This window comes from Corynebacterium antarcticum (genome assembly GCF_016595285.2).
Taxonomy (GTDB): domain Bacteria; phylum Actinomycetota; class Actinomycetes; order Mycobacteriales; family Mycobacteriaceae; genus Corynebacterium; species Corynebacterium antarcticum.
In genome coordinates, this window is record NZ_JAENIP020000001.1 from 711,118 (window position 1) to 729,453 (window position 18,336).

16 protein-coding genes and 1 pseudogene are annotated in these 18,336 nt (G+C 65.4%); 9 read left to right on the forward strand and 8 right to left on the reverse strand.

Annotation, left to right across the window (positions count from 1 at the left end):
• Positions 1-34: 34 nt before the first annotated feature.
• On the forward strand, positions 35-2,197 hold the full coding sequence (gene malQ, locus JIM95_RS03145; RefSeq protein WP_248702934.1) for a 4-alpha-glucanotransferase: 2,163 nt from the start codon (positions 35-37) through the stop codon (positions 2,195-2,197).
• Between the two features lie 256 nt (positions 2,198-2,453).
• Here the strand turns inward: malQ and JIM95_RS03150 are convergent, their stop codons facing one another.
• From JIM95_RS03150 to JIM95_RS11340, 6 genes and pseudogenes are all read right to left on the reverse strand, one after another.
• Positions 2,454-2,747: a hypothetical protein gene (locus JIM95_RS03150; protein ID WP_200260873.1), complete on the reverse strand. Its 294-nt coding sequence runs from the start codon at positions 2,745-2,747 to the stop codon at positions 2,454-2,456.
• 155 nt (positions 2,748-2,902) lie between these two features.
• Positions 2,903-4,291 (reverse strand): hypothetical protein, encoded by a 1,389-nt coding sequence (locus JIM95_RS03155; protein ID WP_200260869.1) that lies wholly within the window; start codon positions 4,289-4,291, stop codon positions 2,903-2,905.
• A 173-nt stretch (positions 4,292-4,464) separates the two neighbouring features.
• A pseudogene (locus JIM95_RS03160) lies at positions 4,465-4,731 on the reverse strand (hypothetical protein); the annotation flags it as partial.
• 66 nt (positions 4,732-4,797) lie between these two features.
• Entirely contained in the window at positions 4,798-4,935 is a 138-nt protein-coding gene (locus tag JIM95_RS03165) for a hypothetical protein (RefSeq protein ID WP_200260866.1), read from the reverse strand.
• A 16-nt stretch (positions 4,936-4,951) separates the two neighbouring features.
• Positions 4,952-5,632 carry a M3 family metallopeptidase gene (locus JIM95_RS11335; RefSeq protein ID WP_200261096.1) on the reverse strand — a complete coding sequence of 227 codons (681 nt, stop codon included), beginning with the start codon at positions 5,630-5,632 and terminating at the stop codon, positions 4,952-4,954.
• Positions 5,556-6,524: a gluzincin family metallopeptidase gene (locus JIM95_RS11340; protein ID WP_200260863.1), complete on the reverse strand. Its 969-nt coding sequence runs from the start codon at positions 6,522-6,524 to the stop codon at positions 5,556-5,558. The genes JIM95_RS11335 and JIM95_RS11340 overlap by 77 nt, the downstream gene beginning before the upstream one ends.
• Positions 6,525-6,588: 64 nt before the next feature.
• Here JIM95_RS11340 and JIM95_RS03175 point away from each other — a divergent pair, with 64 nt between their 5' ends.
• Genes JIM95_RS03175 through JIM95_RS03185 form a run of 3 tightly spaced genes read left to right on the forward strand, consistent with a single transcriptional unit; the run spans position 6,589 to position 11,083 of the window.
• Positions 6,589-7,974, forward strand: coding sequence for a carboxylesterase family protein (locus JIM95_RS03175; protein WP_200260860.1), 1,386 nt, complete (start codon positions 6,589-6,591; stop codon positions 7,972-7,974).
• Between the two features lie 45 nt (positions 7,975-8,019).
• The gene (treS, locus tag JIM95_RS03180) at positions 8,020-9,810 is read left to right on the forward strand and encodes a maltose alpha-D-glucosyltransferase (RefSeq protein WP_200260857.1); all 1,791 of its coding nucleotides are present in this window, start codon (positions 8,020-8,022) and stop codon (positions 9,808-9,810) included.
• 10 nt (positions 9,811-9,820) lie between these two features.
• Complete coding sequence (locus JIM95_RS03185; protein WP_248702935.1) at positions 9,821-11,083, forward strand: phosphotransferase; 1,263 nt, start codon at positions 9,821-9,823, stop codon at positions 11,081-11,083.
• Here JIM95_RS03185 and idi read toward each other — a convergent pair.
• Entirely contained in the window at positions 11,076-11,633 is a 558-nt protein-coding gene (gene idi, locus JIM95_RS03190; RefSeq protein WP_200260854.1) for an isopentenyl-diphosphate Delta-isomerase, read from the reverse strand. The genes JIM95_RS03185 and idi overlap by 8 nt on opposite strands.
• A 47-nt stretch (positions 11,634-11,680) precedes the next feature.
• Here idi and JIM95_RS03195 point away from each other — a divergent pair, with 47 nt between their 5' ends.
• On the forward strand, positions 11,681-12,766 hold the full coding sequence (locus JIM95_RS03195) for a polyprenyl synthetase family protein (RefSeq protein ID WP_200260851.1): 1,086 nt from the start codon (positions 11,681-11,683) through the stop codon (positions 12,764-12,766).
• Positions 12,759-13,637 (forward strand): phytoene/squalene synthase family protein, encoded by an 879-nt coding sequence (locus JIM95_RS03200; RefSeq protein ID WP_234034764.1) that lies wholly within the window; start codon positions 12,759-12,761, stop codon positions 13,635-13,637. The genes JIM95_RS03195 and JIM95_RS03200 overlap by 8 nt, the downstream gene beginning before the upstream one ends.
• A gap of 43 nt (positions 13,638-13,680) precedes the next feature.
• Here the strand turns inward: JIM95_RS03200 and JIM95_RS03205 are convergent, their stop codons facing one another.
• Positions 13,681-14,235, reverse strand: a complete 555-nt coding sequence (locus JIM95_RS03205; RefSeq protein ID WP_234034763.1) for a hypothetical protein — start codon at positions 14,233-14,235, stop codon at positions 13,681-13,683.
• A gap of 138 nt (positions 14,236-14,373) precedes the next feature.
• Between JIM95_RS03205 and JIM95_RS03210 the strand changes: the two genes are divergently transcribed.
• From JIM95_RS03210 to JIM95_RS03220, 3 genes are all read left to right on the forward strand, one after another.
• Positions 14,374-15,501, forward strand: a complete 1,128-nt coding sequence (locus tag JIM95_RS03210; RefSeq protein WP_200260848.1) for a MalY/PatB family protein — start codon at positions 14,374-14,376, stop codon at positions 15,499-15,501.
• 173 nt (positions 15,502-15,674) lie between these two features.
• On the forward strand, positions 15,675-17,282 hold the full coding sequence (gene brnQ / locus JIM95_RS03215; protein ID WP_200260845.1) for a branched-chain amino acid transport system II carrier protein: 1,608 nt from the start codon (positions 15,675-15,677) through the stop codon (positions 17,280-17,282).
• 351 nt (positions 17,283-17,633) lie between these two features.
• Positions 17,634-18,320: a hypothetical protein gene (locus JIM95_RS03220; protein WP_200260842.1), complete on the forward strand. Its 687-nt coding sequence runs from the start codon at positions 17,634-17,636 to the stop codon at positions 18,318-18,320.
• Positions 18,321-18,336: the final 16 nt, after the last annotated feature.

The window sequence follows — 18,336 nt, forward strand, 5'->3', positions numbered from 1 at the left end:
GGCCGGACACGGCGGGATGGCAAGATGGGTGCCCGTGACCTACATCAATGAGCTGAAGTCCCTGGCAGACCTCCACGGGGTGGCGACCAGCTACCACACCGCTGCAGGGGAACTGGTCGAGGTATCGGAAGACACCCTGACCAAGACCCTCTCCGCACTCGGGGTGGACATCCTCCGCGGTGGGGGCGAACCCACCGCCGAGTCCCTCGCCGCCGCGCGTCAGGCCCATCTGGACTCGCGGTTCACCCGCCCGCTCCCGCCCTGCGTCGTGACGGTCGCGGAACAACCCCACGAGTTCACCGTCCACGTGCACGACGGGGAGCCGGTCACCGTGACCATCACCCTCGAGGACGGGGGCACCGTCACACCGCAGCAGGTGGACAACTTCGTCGAGGCCCGCACCATCGACGGTGTCACCTGGGGGGAAGCCAGCTTCGCGGTACCCACCGACCTCCCCCTCGGATGGCACACGCTGTCCATGGAATCCACCGGCGGAGTCAGCGGCTCCTGCCGGCTCGTAGTCACCCCGGCCCGACTCAGCACCTCCGACCGCTACCTGCGCACCCCCGTCGCGGGCGTCATGGCGCAGCTCTACTCGACGAGATCCCGGGACAGCTGGGGCATCGGAGACTTCGGCGACCTCCGCGACCTCGGACGCACGCTGGCGGAGAACGCGGGCGCCGACTTCCTCCTCATCAACCCCCTCCACGCAGCGGAACCGTTCCCCCCGGTGGAGGATTCCCCCTACCTGCCGACGACGCGCCGGTTCACCAATCCGCTGTACATCCGCGTCGAGGACATCGAGGAATACGGGCTCCTCTCCCCCACCGACCGGGTCCGTGTCGAGGACACGGCAGCGAAACTCAAGACCTGCAACACCTCCCCGGACGAGATCAACCGGAACCCGATCTACGCGGCGAAGCTCTCGGCGCTGCGGGAGATCTACGAGCTGCCGATGACACCGTCCCGGGCGGAGGCATTCACCACCTACCTGGAGAAGGAGGGCCGGGGTCTCGACGACTTCGCCACCTGGTGCGCCCGCCGCGAACTCGAGGTTCTCGCCGCCGGAGGCACGGTCCCGGGCGTCGACGCCGCCCGGGAACGCACCGTCGAGGAGGCCGCGGGCTTCTACCGGTGGCTCCAGTGGATCTGTGACGACCAGCTCCGATCAGCGCAGAAGGCCGCCACGGACGCGGGTATGTCCATCGGCGTGATGGCCGACCTCGCCGTCGGTGTGCACCCCGGTGGCGCCGACGCCGAGAACCTCTCCGACGTTCTCGTCCAGGCGGCATCCGTCGGCGCACCGCCGGACGACTACAACCAGCAGGGCCAGGACTGGTCGCAGCCGCCGTGGCATCCGGAGCGGCTCGCCGAATGCGGCTACGCCCCCTGGCGGGACATGCTCCGCACGGTCCTGCGACACTCCGGAGGCATCCGGGTCGATCACGTCCTCGGACTGTTCCGCCTCTGGTGGATCCCACGAATGCAGCCCCCGACCACCGGCACCTACGTCCACTACGACTACGCGGCTCTCGTCGGCATCCTCGCGCTCGAGGCCGAGCGGGCCGGGGCGGTCGTCATCGGTGAGGACCTGGGAACCTTCGAACCGTGGGTGCAGGAGGTCCTGAGCGGTCGCGGCATCATGGGCACCTCGATCCTGTGGTTCGAGCACGACCCCGAGATCTCCGGGCCACGCCGTCAGGACCGCTACCGGGAGCTCGCACTGACCTCGGTGACCACCCACGATCTCCCCCCGACCGCCGGGATGCTCCGGGGCGAGCACATCCAGCTCCGGGAACGGCTGGGCCTGTTCACCACGGATCCGGAGGAGGAGGACCGCGGGGATCTCGCGTGGCAGAACGAGGTCCTCGCCCGTATCCGGGAACACGGTTGCTTCGCCGGTACCACCGTCGAGGGCCACAGCTTCGAGGGCGCGGCCCGCGGTGACCGTGGCCCGATCCGGGAGCTTCTCGTAGGGATGCACCGGTACATCGCCGGGACCCCGTCCGCGCTCGCGTGCACGTCACTGGTCGACATGGTCGGGGACGTCCGAGCGCAGAACCAGCCGGGCACCACACACGAGCTCTATCCGAACTGGTGTGTTCCGCTCTGTGACGGATCCGGGGATGTGGTCCTCATCGAGGATCTCCCCGACAATCCGTGGTTCCGGGCCGTGGCCGAGGCGTCGAAGCGCTGAACCCGGTGGAAGAGGGGCGGGTACGTGGATGACCACGTGCCCGTCCCTCCATTTCCTCGTGTCGTGAACGGCTAGATGAGGGTGACCAGCCAGCCGATGATCACGAGCAGGAGGAGCGCCACCAGGGCCAGCTTCACACGGGAACGGCCGTAGTTGCGCTTCTTCTTCGGTGCCTGGTTACTCATAGCGGATATCGGCCACTGCTTTCTCGTAGAAACGTCATGTCCGCCGTCCGGCGGTGCTGCCTGCCACCAGTCTAGTCCTCCGGAACCACGGGCTCGGAGACGGAGACGATGCGCACCCCGGCGGTGCCCTGAGGCTCCGGGCGCGGGACGGTCCGCGACGGTACGACTCTGCCGTCGGCGCGCCCGGCGATCCGCTCCAACGCGTTCCCCGCGGTGTTGACGACCTTGAGCAGAACCGCCGCCAGCGGGACACAGATCAGCAGCACCGCAACCATCACCAACGGCGTCTGGATCCACAACGACGCGCCGGTGAGCCGTTGCCCGATCCAGTCGAGCATCCCGGTGATCGTCGCGTGAATGTCCATGATACCGAGAGTGTACCGTCAACAGGGTAGTCCCTGCAGAAGCTTCACTGAGCTTTCATTAGCCTGACCACTGACCCTAATCAATACGACGAATACCCCGATAGCGGTAGAGTTATCCACTGCACTATCGGGGTATTCACACGGCCTAAAGGAGGTCAGGCGCGGTCCTTTACATGAAGGCAGAAGCTAGGAAATACGCTACTCACAGCACCAGTCAACCAGCCGAAGAATCCTCCGAGAAGACCGAGCACACCTAATAGACCAACAATCATTCCGATACCACTAGAAGAACCAGCGGCAGACATTACGTTCAGTTTTCCTGAGGATCCGGCACTCGATCCACCAGAACTTCCCCCGGTATTCAAGGAGCTGCCGTTCACACCAGCAGCAGGCTTAGTGGTCGGCGCAGCGGTCGTCGATTCAGTGGTCGGCGCAGCGGTGGTCGATTCAGTGGTCGGCGCAGCGGTGGTCGATTCCGTGGTCGGCGCAGCGGTGGTCGATTCAGTGGTCGGCGCAGCGGTGGTCGATTCCGTGGTCGGCGCAGCGGTGGTCGATTCCGTGGTCGGCGCAGCGGTGGTCGATTCCGTGGTCGGCGCAGGGGTGGTCGGCTCCACATCACCCAGAACCAGATACGGAAGCGAATCCTTGAGAGACACCATACCGGCGTCACCCACGTAATCCTTCAGCTCATCGGCGGTTATGCTGCCATCCAACCAGAGATTGCAGGTTCCCTGCGGGTTGTACTGCCAATCGTAGCTGTCAATCGGTTGTTGATCCTTAGCCGCAGCCACTTCAGCCCAAGAACGGCCCTGAAGGTCACTGACATAACCCCTGAATTCAGGGAACATCTCATTGAAAAGTTCCCTGTCTTTCGCCGTGCCCACTAGAGCAAAATCATCAATCACTTCATCCAAGCCCTTGGATTTAAACTCATTGAATGATTCCTCCGATTCCAGCAATTTATGCAGCTTGGTATAAATCGTGTCCTGATCGCCCAGAACATAGAGAGCATCAAAAGCCGAATAATCCGTCACATCGTACCACTTGAAGAATAGGAGATCGGTCAACTTTCCGTTCTCATCAACCAAGTACCGCGCCTTATCAGCGTTATTTCTAGCTGCGCTGAAAATATTTGGATTCAGCACATAGGACTTAACGATGAGCTGTGTCCATTCCGGAGAAAAACCCAAATTGGAGATATTTTCTTCAGCTTCTTTCAGCTGCCTTTCATACCTCCGTTCGGCGACGAATGAGGTATCCTCCTTATGATGATATAGGTAAGACAGCCGAGTCAGATCACTTAGCAGTTGCTGAGTTCGTGCATCTCCGATTGGCCGATCAACGATCTTGAGTGAGAGTTGCCGAGAGATCATGATCAATCCGGATAATGTCGAGTCAACGCCAGTCAACTCTTTGACACAGACAGCTCTGCCATCAGAAGCGGTACCGGTCTTCGTGACAATGGCGGCAGAAGCAGGGGCAACAGCAGTGGAAGCAATTACAGCCACGCCAATAGCAGTGGCTGTGAGGCGACGAAAACGCATGGAAACTCTTTTCCTGGAGATTGTACGGTGGGGAAACACTTTTTCACCGGACAACGCGGACAGCGGGAACGTTTTGCATTTTACCCGATACATTAGTAGAAGTCCAACTGCCCTGAAAATATAACAAATAATCCATTCTTTAAATGGTTAAAGTTATTAAATTGGAGCATAAGTCATTTTTGTTTCTTTTTGTGAAATACTCTTCTCGCGATCCACTCAGAGCCAAAAGCGGAGTGGATCTTTGCGAATTCCACGGAAAACGGCGAATGCGGCCCCGAAGTCATCGGCGCCACCACGGGACAGGACGAGACGCCACCACGGGACAGGACGAGATCCGAGAACCTCCGCCCGGCTGCGCGGACCGCCGCCGGGAATGAGTCGTCCCCCGCCGCCTCCTGCCCGATGAAGTCGTCGAAACCGTCCACGTCGAGGACCTCGGCCCAGAGACAGGGGTAGTAGCCGGCGGAGTAACCACCGGCGAAGACGTGGTTGAAGTAGGTCGACCGCTAGCGGGGACGGAGATGCTCCACCGTCAGCCCCACCTCCTCCAGAGCACGGGTCTCGAACTCCTCGACGTCATCGGCTCCGTCACCGAGCTCATCCGCCTTCTCCGGGGTCAGTGAGTGCCAGGCGAGATCTATCACCGCGGCGCCCAGATACTCACCGGCGGCGAACCCCTGACCGAACTGTCGGGCGTCGCTGACCTCGGTGAGCAGACGCCCAGGGAATCACCTCACCGGTGTCGACGTGACGTGCGTAGTTGCGGAGGACCGCCGGGTCGAAGACCCAGTTCTCATTGAGCTGCGAGGGAAACTCGCCCCAGTCGCGCGGGAGTGGAAACGGTGGTGACCTCGTCGAGGGTGAGCAGCGGTTCGGATCCGTCGGTGCGCGGACGATCGACATCACGTTGGCGACGACGGGAGTGGTCCCGAGCAGTCTCGACTGTTCGGTGAAGCTGGTCATCCACGCGCCACCACGCTTCCCGGGTCTGGCGAAGTAGTCGGTGATGAGCAGACCGAGGCTCGTTCCGTCGGCGTCACGGACCTCCCAGACATCGGCGTCCGGGTGGTGGGCGTCAAGGTCGGGGCGTTCGGTCACGGTGATGCCGTAGAGATGTTTCGCCGCGACGAAGACTCCGTCTCGCAGCACCCGACCCAGCGGGAGGTATCGGCGCAGCTCCTCCTCGCCGAGGTCGTAGTCGCGGGCCTTCAGCTTCGTTTCCCGGTGGGGCCGGTCCGCACCGGTGACCTCGGTGTCGGCGAATTCACCGAGAAGTCCGTGCTCCGGCGCCGTGAAATTTGTGCTCCGCCGCCGCGTTCGCCGCGGCGGGCGGCGCGAGATCGGTGATCACCCGGCGGGCTGCGGCCGAGGTTCCGACGGTCTCCTCCTCGATGACGTGGTCGGCGTGTGTACCGTACCCGGGGAGCGCCGCGTGGCGGGCCCTGAGTTTCACCATCTCCACCAGCACCTCCGGATTCCGCTCCGCTCCGCGGCGGTGGCTGGCCTCGTGGAGCGCGGCCCGGGTCCCGGGGTCGGTGAGATCGGTCAGCGCGGACTGCACCGTGGGCAGTTCGAGGGTCAGGAGATAGCCGTCCCTCCCCTCCGCTTCAGCGGCGCTGCGGGCGGCGTTGATCCGGGCCGGGGACAGCCCGTCGAGTTTCGTCGCATCAGCGACGTGGAGCGCGTGTGCCCGGGTGTCGGCGAGCAGGTTGTTCCCGAAGGCGTCGGAGAGCACGGACAGGCGCTCGTTGATGGACGCGAGTTCCCGCTGGGCTTCCTCCGGGGTGAGATCGGCGCCGCGGCGGGCGAACCGGCGCAGCAGGTGACGGTGGAGCCGCGCGCCCTCCGCGTCGCCGTCAGGTGCGGTGACCGCCCCGAGTCGCGCGTGCAGGGCGGCGTCGGTGTACAGCGCGTCGCTGTGCGCGGAGAGCTCCGGGATGATCTCCCCGGCGATCGCCTGCCTACTCTCCGTCGAGTCGGTGCCGAGCATGTTGAACAGCCAGGCAGTGCAGCGGGCCAGCTCCCGTCCGGAGGTCTCCAGCGCCTCGACGGTGTTCTCCCAGGTGGGTTCCTCCACGTTGTCAGCGATCTCACGGATCTGATCGCGGTGTCTGCGCAGGGCCTCCGGGAAGGCTTCCCGGAGCACGTCATCGTCGATGTCGGCAAACCGGGGCAGACCGTGTTCGAGGGTCGGCGGATCGAGGAGCGGATGGCTGCTGGAGTCGGCGTGCATGGGGAGCAATCCTAGCTGCACGGCGTTGGGGGTGACTGTCTACCGGATTGCTAGCCTGAGAATCATGGATTCCTCCCCGACCCTGCAGATCCAGACCCCTGACGCGGTCGCCACCGGCGTGATCGTTTCCCCTTCAGGTACGGGACGACAGCGGGGCGGAGACACGGTCACATTTTATTCGCTGCCCTACTCACAGCTCCCGTCCGCCTTCGACTCACCGGAGCCTTTGCGGGAACGGGTCACGGTCGATGCGACGGTCCCGAAGGCGCGCAAGGTGGGACTCACGGTCAGTGCACCGGTGTCCGCGGTCCGTGCGGCCGCGGACGGTGCGTCACCGCCGCCGGATCTGCCCGTGATCGCCTTCCTCCACGGTGGCCGCTACGAGTCGGGGCACCATGACGGATCCTGGTACGGCGGTCAGGCATTCGCCCGGGACGGGGCGGTGTTCGTCTCCATCGGCTACCGGATGGCGTTCGAGGGTTTCGCGCACTTCGACGACGAGGACCCGTCGCACTACCGGGGCACCGACGACGCCGTCATGGCGCTGGAGTGGATCCAGCGCAACATCGAGTCCTTCGGCGGTGACCCGACGAACGTGACGTTGATGGGGCAGTCCGCGGGCGGCGGGATGGCCGTCTGGCTGGCCCGCCGCGACCACTACCGGGGAGCCTTCCGCCGGATCGTCGCGCTCTCCCCCGGGTACCCGCGCCAGTCCTTCGATCGGCGCCGCCGCGCCCTACCCTTCCTCGGCGGTTCCGCGGCCCGGGATAAACTGACGTCCCTGTCCCCGAAACGGCGGGACGCCCTCTACCGCCGCTACCGCGCCCGTTACATCACGGATTCCGCGGTCGGACCCAGCCCGTTCGACGGTTCACAGCTGGTCGACGTCCCCATCCTGCTGACGCACACGGCGGACGAGTTCTATCTCGAGCCGGTCGGCGCCTGGTGCGACGCCCGGGGCATGGGGGCGAAATTCGCCAGGCTGCTCGCCGGGAATCTGGGCGCGACGATGGACCCCGGCGCGTACATCGGCGCCTGCCGGAGGATCGACCCGGACCGTGTCGCGGGGCGGATGATCGGGGATTCGACGATCCGGCGATGGGTGAGCTCCATCGCGGAGACCGCACCCGGCCCGGTGTGGATGCTGCAGTTCACGGGCGACGGGGAGCAGCGGGCGCTCCACTGCGCCGAGCTCCCGCTGGTGTTCGACTGCCTGGACACACTGCCGGCGCGGGTCGACGCCCTGCTGGGGGACGACGCCGCGGGACGCCTGCAACCGGTGGCCGACCGGGTGCACCGGATGGTGCTGGACTTCGCCTCCGGGCAGCGGCCCGGATGGCGGGAGTTCGACGCCGACGGGGACCGTTTCAGCCGTACCCTCGACATCACGACGGGGGCGACGGCCTCGGCTGCGGATCCTCTGGGCTATGTCCGTCGGGCCTTTCCCTGACCCCGGTTCTGCACGGGGGGCACAGGATTTTCTAGTCTGGTGTGCATGGCTGACGATCCCCTGAAACTGCACACGACCGAAGAGGCGCCCGAGCCGGAGATCGACGCGGAGGGTCACGTCGTCGAACCGACCTCCGACGACTTCGATACGCCGGCCCCGGCGCCGGGCGACGCCCCCAATGAACGACCCGAACCCGAGTGGTACAAGCAGGCCGTGTTCTACGAGGTCCTCGTCCGGGCCTTCAACGACTCGACGAACACGGGCTCCGGCGATCTCAAGGGTCTGACGGAGAAGCTGGATTACCTCCAGTGGCTCGGCGTGGACTGCCTCTGGCTCCCGCCGTTCTACGATTCCCCCCTGCGGGACGGCGGGTACGACATCCGCAACTTCCGGGAGGTCCTCCCCGAGTTCGGCACGGTCGACGACTTCGTCGAGCTCATCGACCAGGCGCACCGCCGCGGTATCCGCGTCATCACCGATCTCGTGCTCAACCACACCAGCGACCAGCACCCCTGGTTCATCGAGTCGAAGCGCGACCCGGAGGGCCCCTACGGCGACTTCTACGTGTGGAGCGACTCCGACCAGAAGTACTCCGACACGCGGATCATCTTCATCGACACCGAGACCTCGAACTGGACGTGGGACGCGGAACGCGGCCAGTACTACTGGCACCGCTTCTTCAGCCACCAGCCGGACCTGAACTACGACAATCCGGAGGTGTGCGGGGCGATGCTCGACGTGCTCCGGTTCTGGCTGGATCTCGGGCTCGACGGATTCCGTCTCGATGCGGTGCCCTACCTCTACGAGCGGGAGGGCACGAACTGCGAGAACCTGCCCGAGACGCACGAGTTCCTCAAGCGGTGCCGTGCGCTCGTGGAGGAGGAGTACCCGGGCCGGGTGCTGCTCGCGGAGGCGAACCAGTGGCCCGAGGACGTCGTCGAGTACTTCGGCGAGAAGACGTCCGGAGACGAGTGCCACATGGCGTTCCACTTCCCGCTCATGCCCCGGATCTTCATGTCGGTCCGCCAGGAGTCCCGCACCCCGATCAGTGACATCCTCGCGGCGACCCCGGACATCCCGGAGACCGCTCAGTGGGGCATCTTCCTGCGCAACCACGACGAGCTGACGCTCGAGATGGTCACCGACGACGAACGCGACTACATGTACGCGGAGTTCGCGAAGGATCCACGGATGCGGGCGAACGTCGGTATCCGGCGCCGTCTGGCGCCACTCCTCGACGGTGACCGCAACCAGCTGGAACTGTTGACGGGCATGCTGCTCAGCCTGCCGGGGTCCCCGGTGCTGTACTACGGCGACGAGATCGGCATGGGTGACAACATCTGGTTGGGCGACCGCGACGGAGTGCGCACCCCGATGCAGTGGTCCGACGACCGCAACGGTGGTTTCTCCACCGCGGCACCGGAGCGGCTCTACCTGCCTGCGATCCAGAACGCGCAGTACGGCTACTCCGTCGTCAACGTGGAGAGCCAGCTGGCGCAGGAGAACTCCCTCCTGCAGTGGAACCGCCGACTGATCAACTGCCGGAAGCAGCACCCCGCCTTCGGGATCGGTGGCTACCGGGAGGTCGACTCCGCCAACCAGGCGGTGCTCAGCTATCTGCGGGAGAACGGCGACGATGTCATCCTGTGCGTGAACAACCTGTCCAACCGCCCACAGGCCGTGTCCCTGGATCTGTCCGAGTTCGCCGGTGCCGTGCCGGTGGAGCTCACCGGGGGCGAGGAGTTCCCCACGGTCGAGGAGGGTCACGACTGGGTGGTCACCCTGGCACCGCACGGTTTCTTCTGGTTCGATCTGTCCTCCCGTCACAACAAGTAGGAGTATCCACGTGAACCCCGCCGCCCTGGCAGCCACCCTGTCCACCAGCCGCTACTACGGTGCGAAATCGCACCCGATCGACACCGTCGAAGTCGTCGCCACCACGGAGGCCGCCGGTGGGCGGTGGCTCGTGGCGCGGACCCCCGACGGGCTGTACCAGATGCTCGTCGACGACACCGACGAGGCACTCCCCGACGTGCTGGGGACCCCGGAGGTCGCGACGGCCCTCGGCGCGGCCATCGCCGAGGGCCGACCGGCCGGCGGCGGCACCCTCCACGCCGTGGGCGGGGACACCGACGGCGGGGCCGACGGTGTCCGGGAACCGGGTGAGCTGGCCGGGGTCGTGATGCCCACGGGGCTCCGGGGGCGCCGGATCTCCGGGGAGCAGTCCAACACCTCGCTCGTGTTCGGCGACGGTTCCACGGATGTGCTCATGGTGAAGTACTTTCGGAAGCTGCAGCCCGGGGTCAACCCCGATGTCGAACTGCTCGCCGGGCTGTCGGAGGTCGGCTGCCCGAACATCGCGCCCCTGCGCGGCTGGGTCACCATCGACGTGGACGGCTGGGAGTTCACCACAGCGATGGTCCAGGACTTCGCCCGGGGGGCCGCGGACGGCTGGGAACTCGCCCTGGAACACGCCGCCGAGGGCCGGTCATTCGCCGAGGAGGCCAGGGAGCTGGGCCGGGCCGTACGGCGGGTGCACAGCGATCTCGCCTCCGCATTCGAGTCCGCCACAACGGGAGTCGACGAGGTCCGGGACCACCTCACCGAGCGGCTCACCGAGCTCGCCGGCGATGTACCGGTGATCTGCGACTACCGGGATGCGGCGCACTCCGTCTATGACGGGCTCGACACGACGGCGACGACACCGGTGCAGCGGGTCCACGGGGATCTGCACCTCGGCCAGGTGCTGCGCACCGACGCCGGGTGGCTGCTCATCGACTTCGAGGGCGAACCCGCCCGTCCCCTCGAGGAACGTCGGCAGCCCGACAGCCCGCTCAAGGATCTTGCCGGGGTGATCCGTTCCTTCGACTACGCCGCACACTTCCACGCCCAGAGCGATTCGAATGCCCCGGGGCCGGAGGATCCGGCGGCGTGGGCGCGGGACTGCGTCGACGCCTTCCTCGAGGGCTACGGCACCGAGAACACCCCGCTGCTGGAGGCCTACCGCCTCGACAAGGCGCTCTACGAGGTGGCCTACGAGGCCAACAACCGGCCCGGCTGGCTGGACATCCCCCTCGCGGCGGTCACGCGGTTGACCGGGATCAGCTGATCCCGAGCTCCGCCCGCAGTTCGGGGTGGGCGAGCTGCTCGCCCATCCATGGGCTGAACGCGAACGGGGCGGCGTGGACGGCGGCGACGAGCCGGGACGGTGCAATCCACGCCGTCTGAGCGACCTCGTCGGGAAGCGGATCGATCCGGGCGCCGGGGGCGAGGAGCGCCGTGTACACGGGGCAGATCTCGTACTCGACGATGCCCGAGGAGTCGACGGCCCGGTACCGGAAGTCGGGCAGCACGCAGGTGACGTCGGTGAGGTCTCTGGGGCTCAGTCCGAGTTCCTGGGTACCGCGCCGCAGCAGGGCGTCGACGGTGTCCTCGTCCGGCCCCGGATGCCCGCACATCGTGTTGGTCCACACCCCGGGCCACGTCTTCTTCCCGAGTGCCCGTCGGGTGAGCAGGACCTCTCCCGCTCCGCCGATCAGGTAACACGAAAAGGCGAGGTGGAGCGGGGTGTCGGTGGAGTGCACCGTGGCCTTGGGTGCTGTTCCGGTCGGCCTGCCCGCGTCATCGGCCAGGACCACGAGCTCACGTCCGTTGATCATGCGACCAGCTTAACCACCGTCCGGGGCCACATGAGACAATGGGACACATGAATCCCCCGACCACCGCCCCGATGTTCCGGGAACGCAGCGGGCGGTCCGTCGACTTTCTCCGCTCCACGTTCACCGAGGTCTCCGGCCGGTTCGTCGAGACGGACCTCCACGCCGCCGAACCGCTCCGGGACGCCAGGGACATCTGCACGGGCGGAAAACACCTCCGTTCCCTTCTGGTCCACATCGCCGCGGACCGCCCGGCGGGGCCGGCGCCGCACTGTGACATCGCGGTGGCTGCAGCCTTCGATCTCCTGCACGGGGCCTTCCTCATCCTCGATGACGTCTTCGACTCGGACGAGACGCGCCGCGGCCGACCCACGGTGCACACCGCGGCCGGGAACCGGGCGCAGATCTGTTACGGTCTCGACGGTCCCACCGCTTCCGCCGACGCGGCGCACTACGGGGAGTCGGTCGCCGTGCTCTCCGGAGCCGCGGCGCTGACCGGGGCGATCCGGCTGATCGCGGATTCCGGTGCCGGGGACGCGACGACTGTGGCCCTGATCCAGCTTCTCACCGACGCGGCGGGACTGTCGATGATGGGCGAGTTCCTGGACATCCACTACTCCCTGCCGGGCGTCGAGGCGGATGCGGACGCAGTGCGTACGGCGAGCTGCATGAAAACCTCTCCCTATTCCTTCGGCGCCCCGCTCATGGCCGGTGCGCTGCTCGCCGGCCGCGACGGACACACCGCCGCGCTACGGGAGATGGGGAGCCACGCCGGAACCGCTTTCCAGCTGGCCAACGATCTACAGTCCGTGTTCTCACCGAGTTCGCGGACCGGGAAGAGCGCCGCGGGCGATCTGGCGCTGGGCCGGGCGACCCCCCTGCTGACCGCGGCCAGGGATACCGGGGTCCGTCCGGACCTCGAGGCTATTCTCGCGGGTGACGGTCCCGGCGGTCTCCAGCGGGTCCGGGACCTCCTTCATTCCTGCGGCGCGGTGGACAAGGTGATCAGACGGGCGCAGGACGATCTCGCGGACGCACGGACGATCCTCGACGACACCGGTGCGCTGCCCTCCCCCGAGGCGCGGCGGGCGTTCTCCGCGGTTCTCGACGACATCGCGGAGAGCCTGCATGTCTGAACGGCGCACCCCGATGGCCGACTATGACGCCATGGCCACCAGCACCGCGGGCCGCGTCATGGAGACCTACTCCACCTCCTTCTCCCTGGCCAGCCGACTCCTCGACGCCCGGACCCGGACCGACATCAGGAACCTCTACGCCGTCGTGCGCATCGCGGACGAGATAGTCGACGGCACCGCGTCCGACGCCGGGCTCACCGACACCGGGGTGCGCGAGGAACTCGACGCCTTCGAGTATCAGGTGATGCGCGCTTTGGGCAGCGGCTTCTCCACCAACCCGCCGGTGCACGCCTTCGCCGGCACCGCCCGGCGGACGGGAATCACCGCGGAGCACATGACCGCGTTCTTCTCCTCGATGCGCCGCGACCTGTCCCCGTCCCCCGTCTACGACGACGCTGAGCTCGCGGCCTACATCTACGGCTCAGCTGAGGTCATCGGACTGATGTGCCTGTGCATCTTCACCGCCGGCCACGGGCTGCCGGAGGGTGACCTGGACCGGTGCGCCACCGGGGCCCGGCGGCTCGGGGCCGCGTTCCAGAAGATCAACTTCCTGCGGGACCTCCACGAGGACACCGCGGAGCTGGGTCGCAGCTACCTCGGTGACGGGGACCCGCTGACGGACCGGCGGCGGGACGAGGTCATCGCCGATGTCCGGGCGGACCTCGACGCCGCGCTGGAGACTGTTCCGCTGCTCCCGGTCCGGGCGCGTGCCGGGGTGATCGCCGCGGCACTCCTGTACCGGGAACTGACCGACCGACTGGCGGTGACGCCGGCGTCCGTGATCATGCGGCACCGGGTGTCCGTCCCGGCCCGGGTGAAGGCGACCATCCCGGCGCGGGCGCTGCTCACGGCGGCGCGTATGCGCCCCTGAGTCACGTGTCCGGGGCCCAGGGCACGGCTGCGTCGAGGGGGACTCAGTTGCGCGGCAGTGATCCCTTGAAGATGACGTTGCCGATCTTGAATTCGGCGTTGTACAGCGCTCCGTAAGAGGTCTGGAACGCGTACGCGAGGTTCGTCGAGGCGCCGGGACCGAGCGGGAGATCGAGCGCGGAGACCAGACCCGGATACTGGTCCTCGGTCATCCGCTGGATCTGGGTGAGATTGCCCGAGTAGTCGGAGATCGCCAGCGTGGGAGCGGTGAACGCATCAGCTGGAAGTGGCACGTCATTGCGGTTGGTGATGAGGAGGTGGATGACGGAACCGCCGTAGTTTCCGTAGTTGACCGACATGATCTCCCAGTCCACGTTCAGTCCCGGGTCGTGGGCCGGGTCGTTGAGATCCTGGTCGACCAGGACCGGCTCGACCTGTTTCGGGGTGAACGGCGTCTTCTCCTCGACGACGGGGGCGGAGCTGGTGGTCTCCGGTTCGGGAGCGGACGTGTCGGCGTCGTCACGCGAACAGGCGGCGAGAGTCACCGCGGCGAGAGCCGCCGCAACGATTCGGGCGGCGGGCCGGATCCTGGTAGTCACTTCTTGCACCACACCTTCCGCGGGGTTCTGATGGTCGTCCCACCGGGGTCCGGCGGTCGCATGCACATTCATCCTAGTATCCCGCGGCATGCCCGGGGCCTTCGGCCCCGCGACCTGTCCGGGACTAGATTCGGTGTCATGTATTTTCCTTCTCTGGATCAGCTCCGCGAACGTGGCACGCAGAAATGGACCCTCCACCCGGATGAGGTCCTCCCGCTCTGGATCGCGGAATCCGATTTCGGGACCTGTCCCGAAGTGAAGCAGGCGATAGCCGACGCTGTCCGACGGGAGGCATTCGGCTATCCCCCGGAGCCCACGGCACTGCGCTCCGCGATGGTCTCGTTCTACGCGTCCCGGTACGGGGTGGAGCTCGACCCGGACGGGATCTTCGCCGTCCCCGACGTGGTCCGGGGTCTGGAACTGGCGATCATCCACTTCACCCGTCCCGGATCTCCGATCATCATCCCGGTTCCGTGTTATCCGCCGTTCCTGGATCTTCCCGTGATCACGGACCGCGAGTTCGTGTACGTCGGTGCCGAGGGTGGACTGGACCCGGACGAGATCGAGAGGGCGTTCGCCGCCGGAGCGGGATCCCTGATCCTCTGCAGCCCGAACAATCCCCTGGGCTACACCTTCGACACCGATTTCCTCCGCCGGCTGGCGGAGATCGCCGCGCGGCACGACGGGCGGATCATCGTCGACGAGATCCACTCGCATCTCGTCTACGACCGACTCCACACGATGGCCGCCACGGTCAGTGGGACCGCGGCGAAAGCGTGCATCACGGTGACAGCCGCATCCAAGGCGTGGAACGTCGCCGGGTTGAAGTGCGCGCAGATGATCTTCACCAATTCGGACGACATCGCCACCTGGAACGGATTGAATCACCTGCTGCGCAGCGGGTACTCGACACTGGGCCTCGTGGCGACTGAAGCCTGCTACCTGGCGGACCAGGCATTCCTGAGTGAGGAACTCGATCACCTCCGGTCGAACCGGGACTGGCTCGCGGCCGAACTCCCGGCACGGATCCCGGGCCTGAAGACGACTGTCCCCGAGGCCACCTACCTGATGTGGCTCGATTTCCGGGACACCACAGTCCCCGGCGAACCCGCCCCATGGCTGCTCGAACACGCCCGCGTCGCACTCAACGACGGAACGACCTTCGGCCCGGGCGGTTCGGGCCATGCCCGGTTGAACTTCGCCTGTTCCCGGGAGACACTCACCGAAGCCGTGGACCGGATGGCGAACGCCTGCGCACAGGCGTGATCTTCACCACTGCTGCAACTCAGGGCCCCCTACCTGCTACGGTCTGTTCGGAAACACACAGTAGTGTTTTTCGGGTGAAGAAAGCCCGGCTGATTCTGTTCACTTCCGGGCGGACATCGACCGTTTCCGTGCGCCCCGCATTTCCGCCCGGTGCACCCGCGTGAAAGGCAACAATGAGCACCCCAGCATCCACCCGATCAGCAGGCGCCACCGGCACCATCGCAGTGGCGACACTGATGCTGTTCTCGATGTTCTTCGGAGCCGGGAACCTCATCTTCCCCCCCATGCTCGGTGTGGAAGCCGGCACGGGGTTTCCGCTCGCGATCACCGGATTCCTCGCAGCCGGGGTGCTGCTTCCGGTGCTCAGCGTCATCGCCGTCGCCATCACGGGTGACGATATCTACGATCTCGCGCAGCGGGGCGGAAAGATCTTCGGGCTGATATTCCCGATCCTGGTCTATCTGGCGATCGGCGCGTTCTATGCACTGCCCCGTACCGCCGTCGTGAGCTTCTCGACCGCGGTGACACCACTCACCGGTCTCAATTCAACCGCAGCGGCAGCGGTGTTCTCCGCGATATTCTTCGCGCTCTCTCTGGCGCTGGCATTCGACCCGACGGGGCTGGTGGACAAACTCGGCAAATACCTCACCCCGATCCTGCTCACCCTCCTCATCGTCCTCGTCGCACTCTCCGTTCTCACGCTCCAGAGCAATCCAGGACCAGCGACCGAGAAATACACCAGCCACCCGCTGTCCGCCGGGCTCATCGAGGGTTACCTGACGATGGACTCTCTCGCCGCGCTGGCGTTCGGAATCATGGTCGTGTCCTCCCTGCGCTACAAGGGGGTGCCGAACGGCCCGACGCTCGTCCGGGGTGTCGGAACCGCGGCCGTCGGTGCCGGCGCACTTCTCGGTGTCATCTACGTTGGGCTCGGGATCGTCGGTCAACGGGTGCCGGATGCCCGCAATTACGACGACGGCGCGACGCTCCTCTCCCATGCCGCGGAATCCACGATGGGCTTCACGGGCATGGTCGTCTTCGGACTGATCGTCTTTCTGGCGTGCCTGTCCACCGCCGCAGGACTCATCGGTGCGACGAGCGAGTTCTTCCACCGCATCATGCCCGGCATCTCATACCGGCTCTGGGCGATCATCTTCGCGGTGATTTCCCTCATGGTGTCGACCATGGGACTTGAGACGGTACTCGCCATCGCGGCACCGATCATCGGTTTCCTGTACCCCGCGGCGATCACCCTTGTATTCCTGACGCTCATCGAACCGATCTTCCGCCGCAAACTCCATTACGCGTTCCTCTTCTCCCTGGCGGTTGCGGTTATCTGGGCGGCCCTCATGACCACCATTTCCCTCGGTTGGGGCGCATCGGTCACCCGTCCGCTGATCGACTGGGCACCGATGCACGCCCAGCAGCTCGGTTGGGTCGTCCCGACACTCATCGCGGCCGGAATCGGTTACGTGGCGGATCTCATCGTCCGCCCTGTCCGCGCTGTCCCGGTCGGTGGTGAGCACCAGCTCGAGGCCGAACTACGACGCGGGCACCGTGATTCCGAGGCCCTCGAGGAGGCTGTGATCACACACGACCCCGAAGCCATAGCGGAGGTTGAGGCATCCGATGTGGAGGAGACACTCGAGGCTCTCGATCAGCGTATCGACGCCATCGAGCGCGAACGCGCCGAAGCCTCAGCCCGTCTGGAGGCACTCGACGAAGCGAGGGAACTCGCTGAACAGCACGCGGCGGACATCCGTGGAGCCTCCGATAGCTGACCCGCAGCCCGGACAGGGCTGAAAAACACCGCATTACCGACCCCTCGGAAGAGGTCGGAGATTGCTCCGAGAACATCTGCGCCCGGCACCGACGTGCCGGGCGCAGATGCATGTCCACCGGAAATCGCCTGGGGCCGACCGGTCCCGGAGACACCGCGAAACCGGACTAGCGACCGGGCATCCACGGTGACAGCCCTACCCGACGACGCATGGGCGCACCGGCGAGCTCCGGCACACCCGACTTCCTCCCGTCCCCACTCCGCGAGATTCCCGGCCCCAGGGAACCTGTCCGGGGTCCGGGGAGTCTGACCATGATAAACCCCCACCGAATCCGCTCATGGTGTCACCGTCATGGAGAAAGTGAAGACCCCATTGAACGCCCCCAGACTTCTCGGACTGCTCCTGGCGTGCGGAGCTCTGACGCTTCCGGCCTGCCAGAGTCCACCTCACCCACCGACCGACGCGGGAGCAACCCCCTCGACCGTCGACTCAAACGACAGTGCGGGTGAGCACACCACCGAAGTAGATCTGTCGTCAGCGACATCAAACGCTGACGGGAGCGCCATCGTCTTCGACCCCCTGGAAGCAGGAAAGAACCTTCCTGATCCGTGTGTTGAGTTGTCCAGCGAAATAATGAACAGGATCGGGTTCACAAGTGATTACGAACGGTTCACATACGGCTTGGACGATGACCTACCCGGAAAGGGAATTAGTTGCGATCTTAGTTTAATTGAGAAAATCGACGAAGTGACTGCACAAGGCTTTTATTCCGACAATGTCAGTCGAGATTTTATTGTCGAAGAAGGTCTATTTATTCGGGACGCAAGAGAATCAAAAGTTCCAAACGCATACTTCTACACTTTCTCACCTCAGGATCAGAGCTCATGCGTCATCGGCACGCATACCCCAAGAGGAAGACTGGGACTTATCGTTACAGGACCAACTACATGGAGCTGGCAAGATTCTTGCCCTCTAGCGCTGAAGTATTTTGACAAGACATACGAGTTCACCAATGGATTCGCCTGGTTGAAATCATGACAAAAGACCGACAAAA

What these genes read in the sequence shown, in the direction of transcription:
- JIM95_RS03175 (WP_200260860.1), top strand. Translation starts at nt 6,589, where the DNA reads ATGGATTCCTCCCCGACCCTGCAGATCCAGACCCCTGACGCGGTCGCC.
- JIM95_RS03150 (WP_200260873.1), bottom strand. Translation starts at nt 2,747, where the DNA reads ATGGACATTCACGCGACGATCACCGGGATGCTCGACTGGATCGGGCAA.
- JIM95_RS03200 (WP_234034764.1), top strand. Translation starts at nt 12,759, where the DNA reads ATGTCTGAACGGCGCACCCCGATGGCCGACTATGACGCCATGGCCACC.
- JIM95_RS03195 (WP_200260851.1), top strand. Translation starts at nt 11,681, where the DNA reads ATGAATCCCCCGACCACCGCCCCGATGTTCCGGGAACGCAGCGGGCGG.
- JIM95_RS03220 (WP_200260842.1), top strand. Translation starts at nt 17,634, where the DNA reads ATGGAGAAAGTGAAGACCCCATTGAACGCCCCCAGACTTCTCGGACTG.
- idi (WP_200260854.1), bottom strand. Translation starts at nt 11,633, where the DNA reads ATGATCAACGGACGTGAGCTCGTGGTCCTGGCCGATGACGCGGGCAGG.
- JIM95_RS03155 (WP_200260869.1), bottom strand. Translation starts at nt 4,291, where the DNA reads ATGCGTTTTCGTCGCCTCACAGCCACTGCTATTGGCGTGGCTGTAATT.
- JIM95_RS11340 (WP_200260863.1), bottom strand. Translation starts at nt 6,524, where the DNA reads ATGCACGCCGACTCCAGCAGCCATCCGCTCCTCGATCCGCCGACCCTC.
- treS (WP_200260857.1), top strand. Translation starts at nt 8,020, where the DNA reads ATGGCTGACGATCCCCTGAAACTGCACACGACCGAAGAGGCGCCCGAG.
- JIM95_RS03210 (WP_200260848.1), top strand. Translation starts at nt 14,374, where the DNA reads ATGTATTTTCCTTCTCTGGATCAGCTCCGCGAACGTGGCACGCAGAAA.
- brnQ (WP_200260845.1), top strand. Translation starts at nt 15,675, where the DNA reads ATGAGCACCCCAGCATCCACCCGATCAGCAGGCGCCACCGGCACCATC.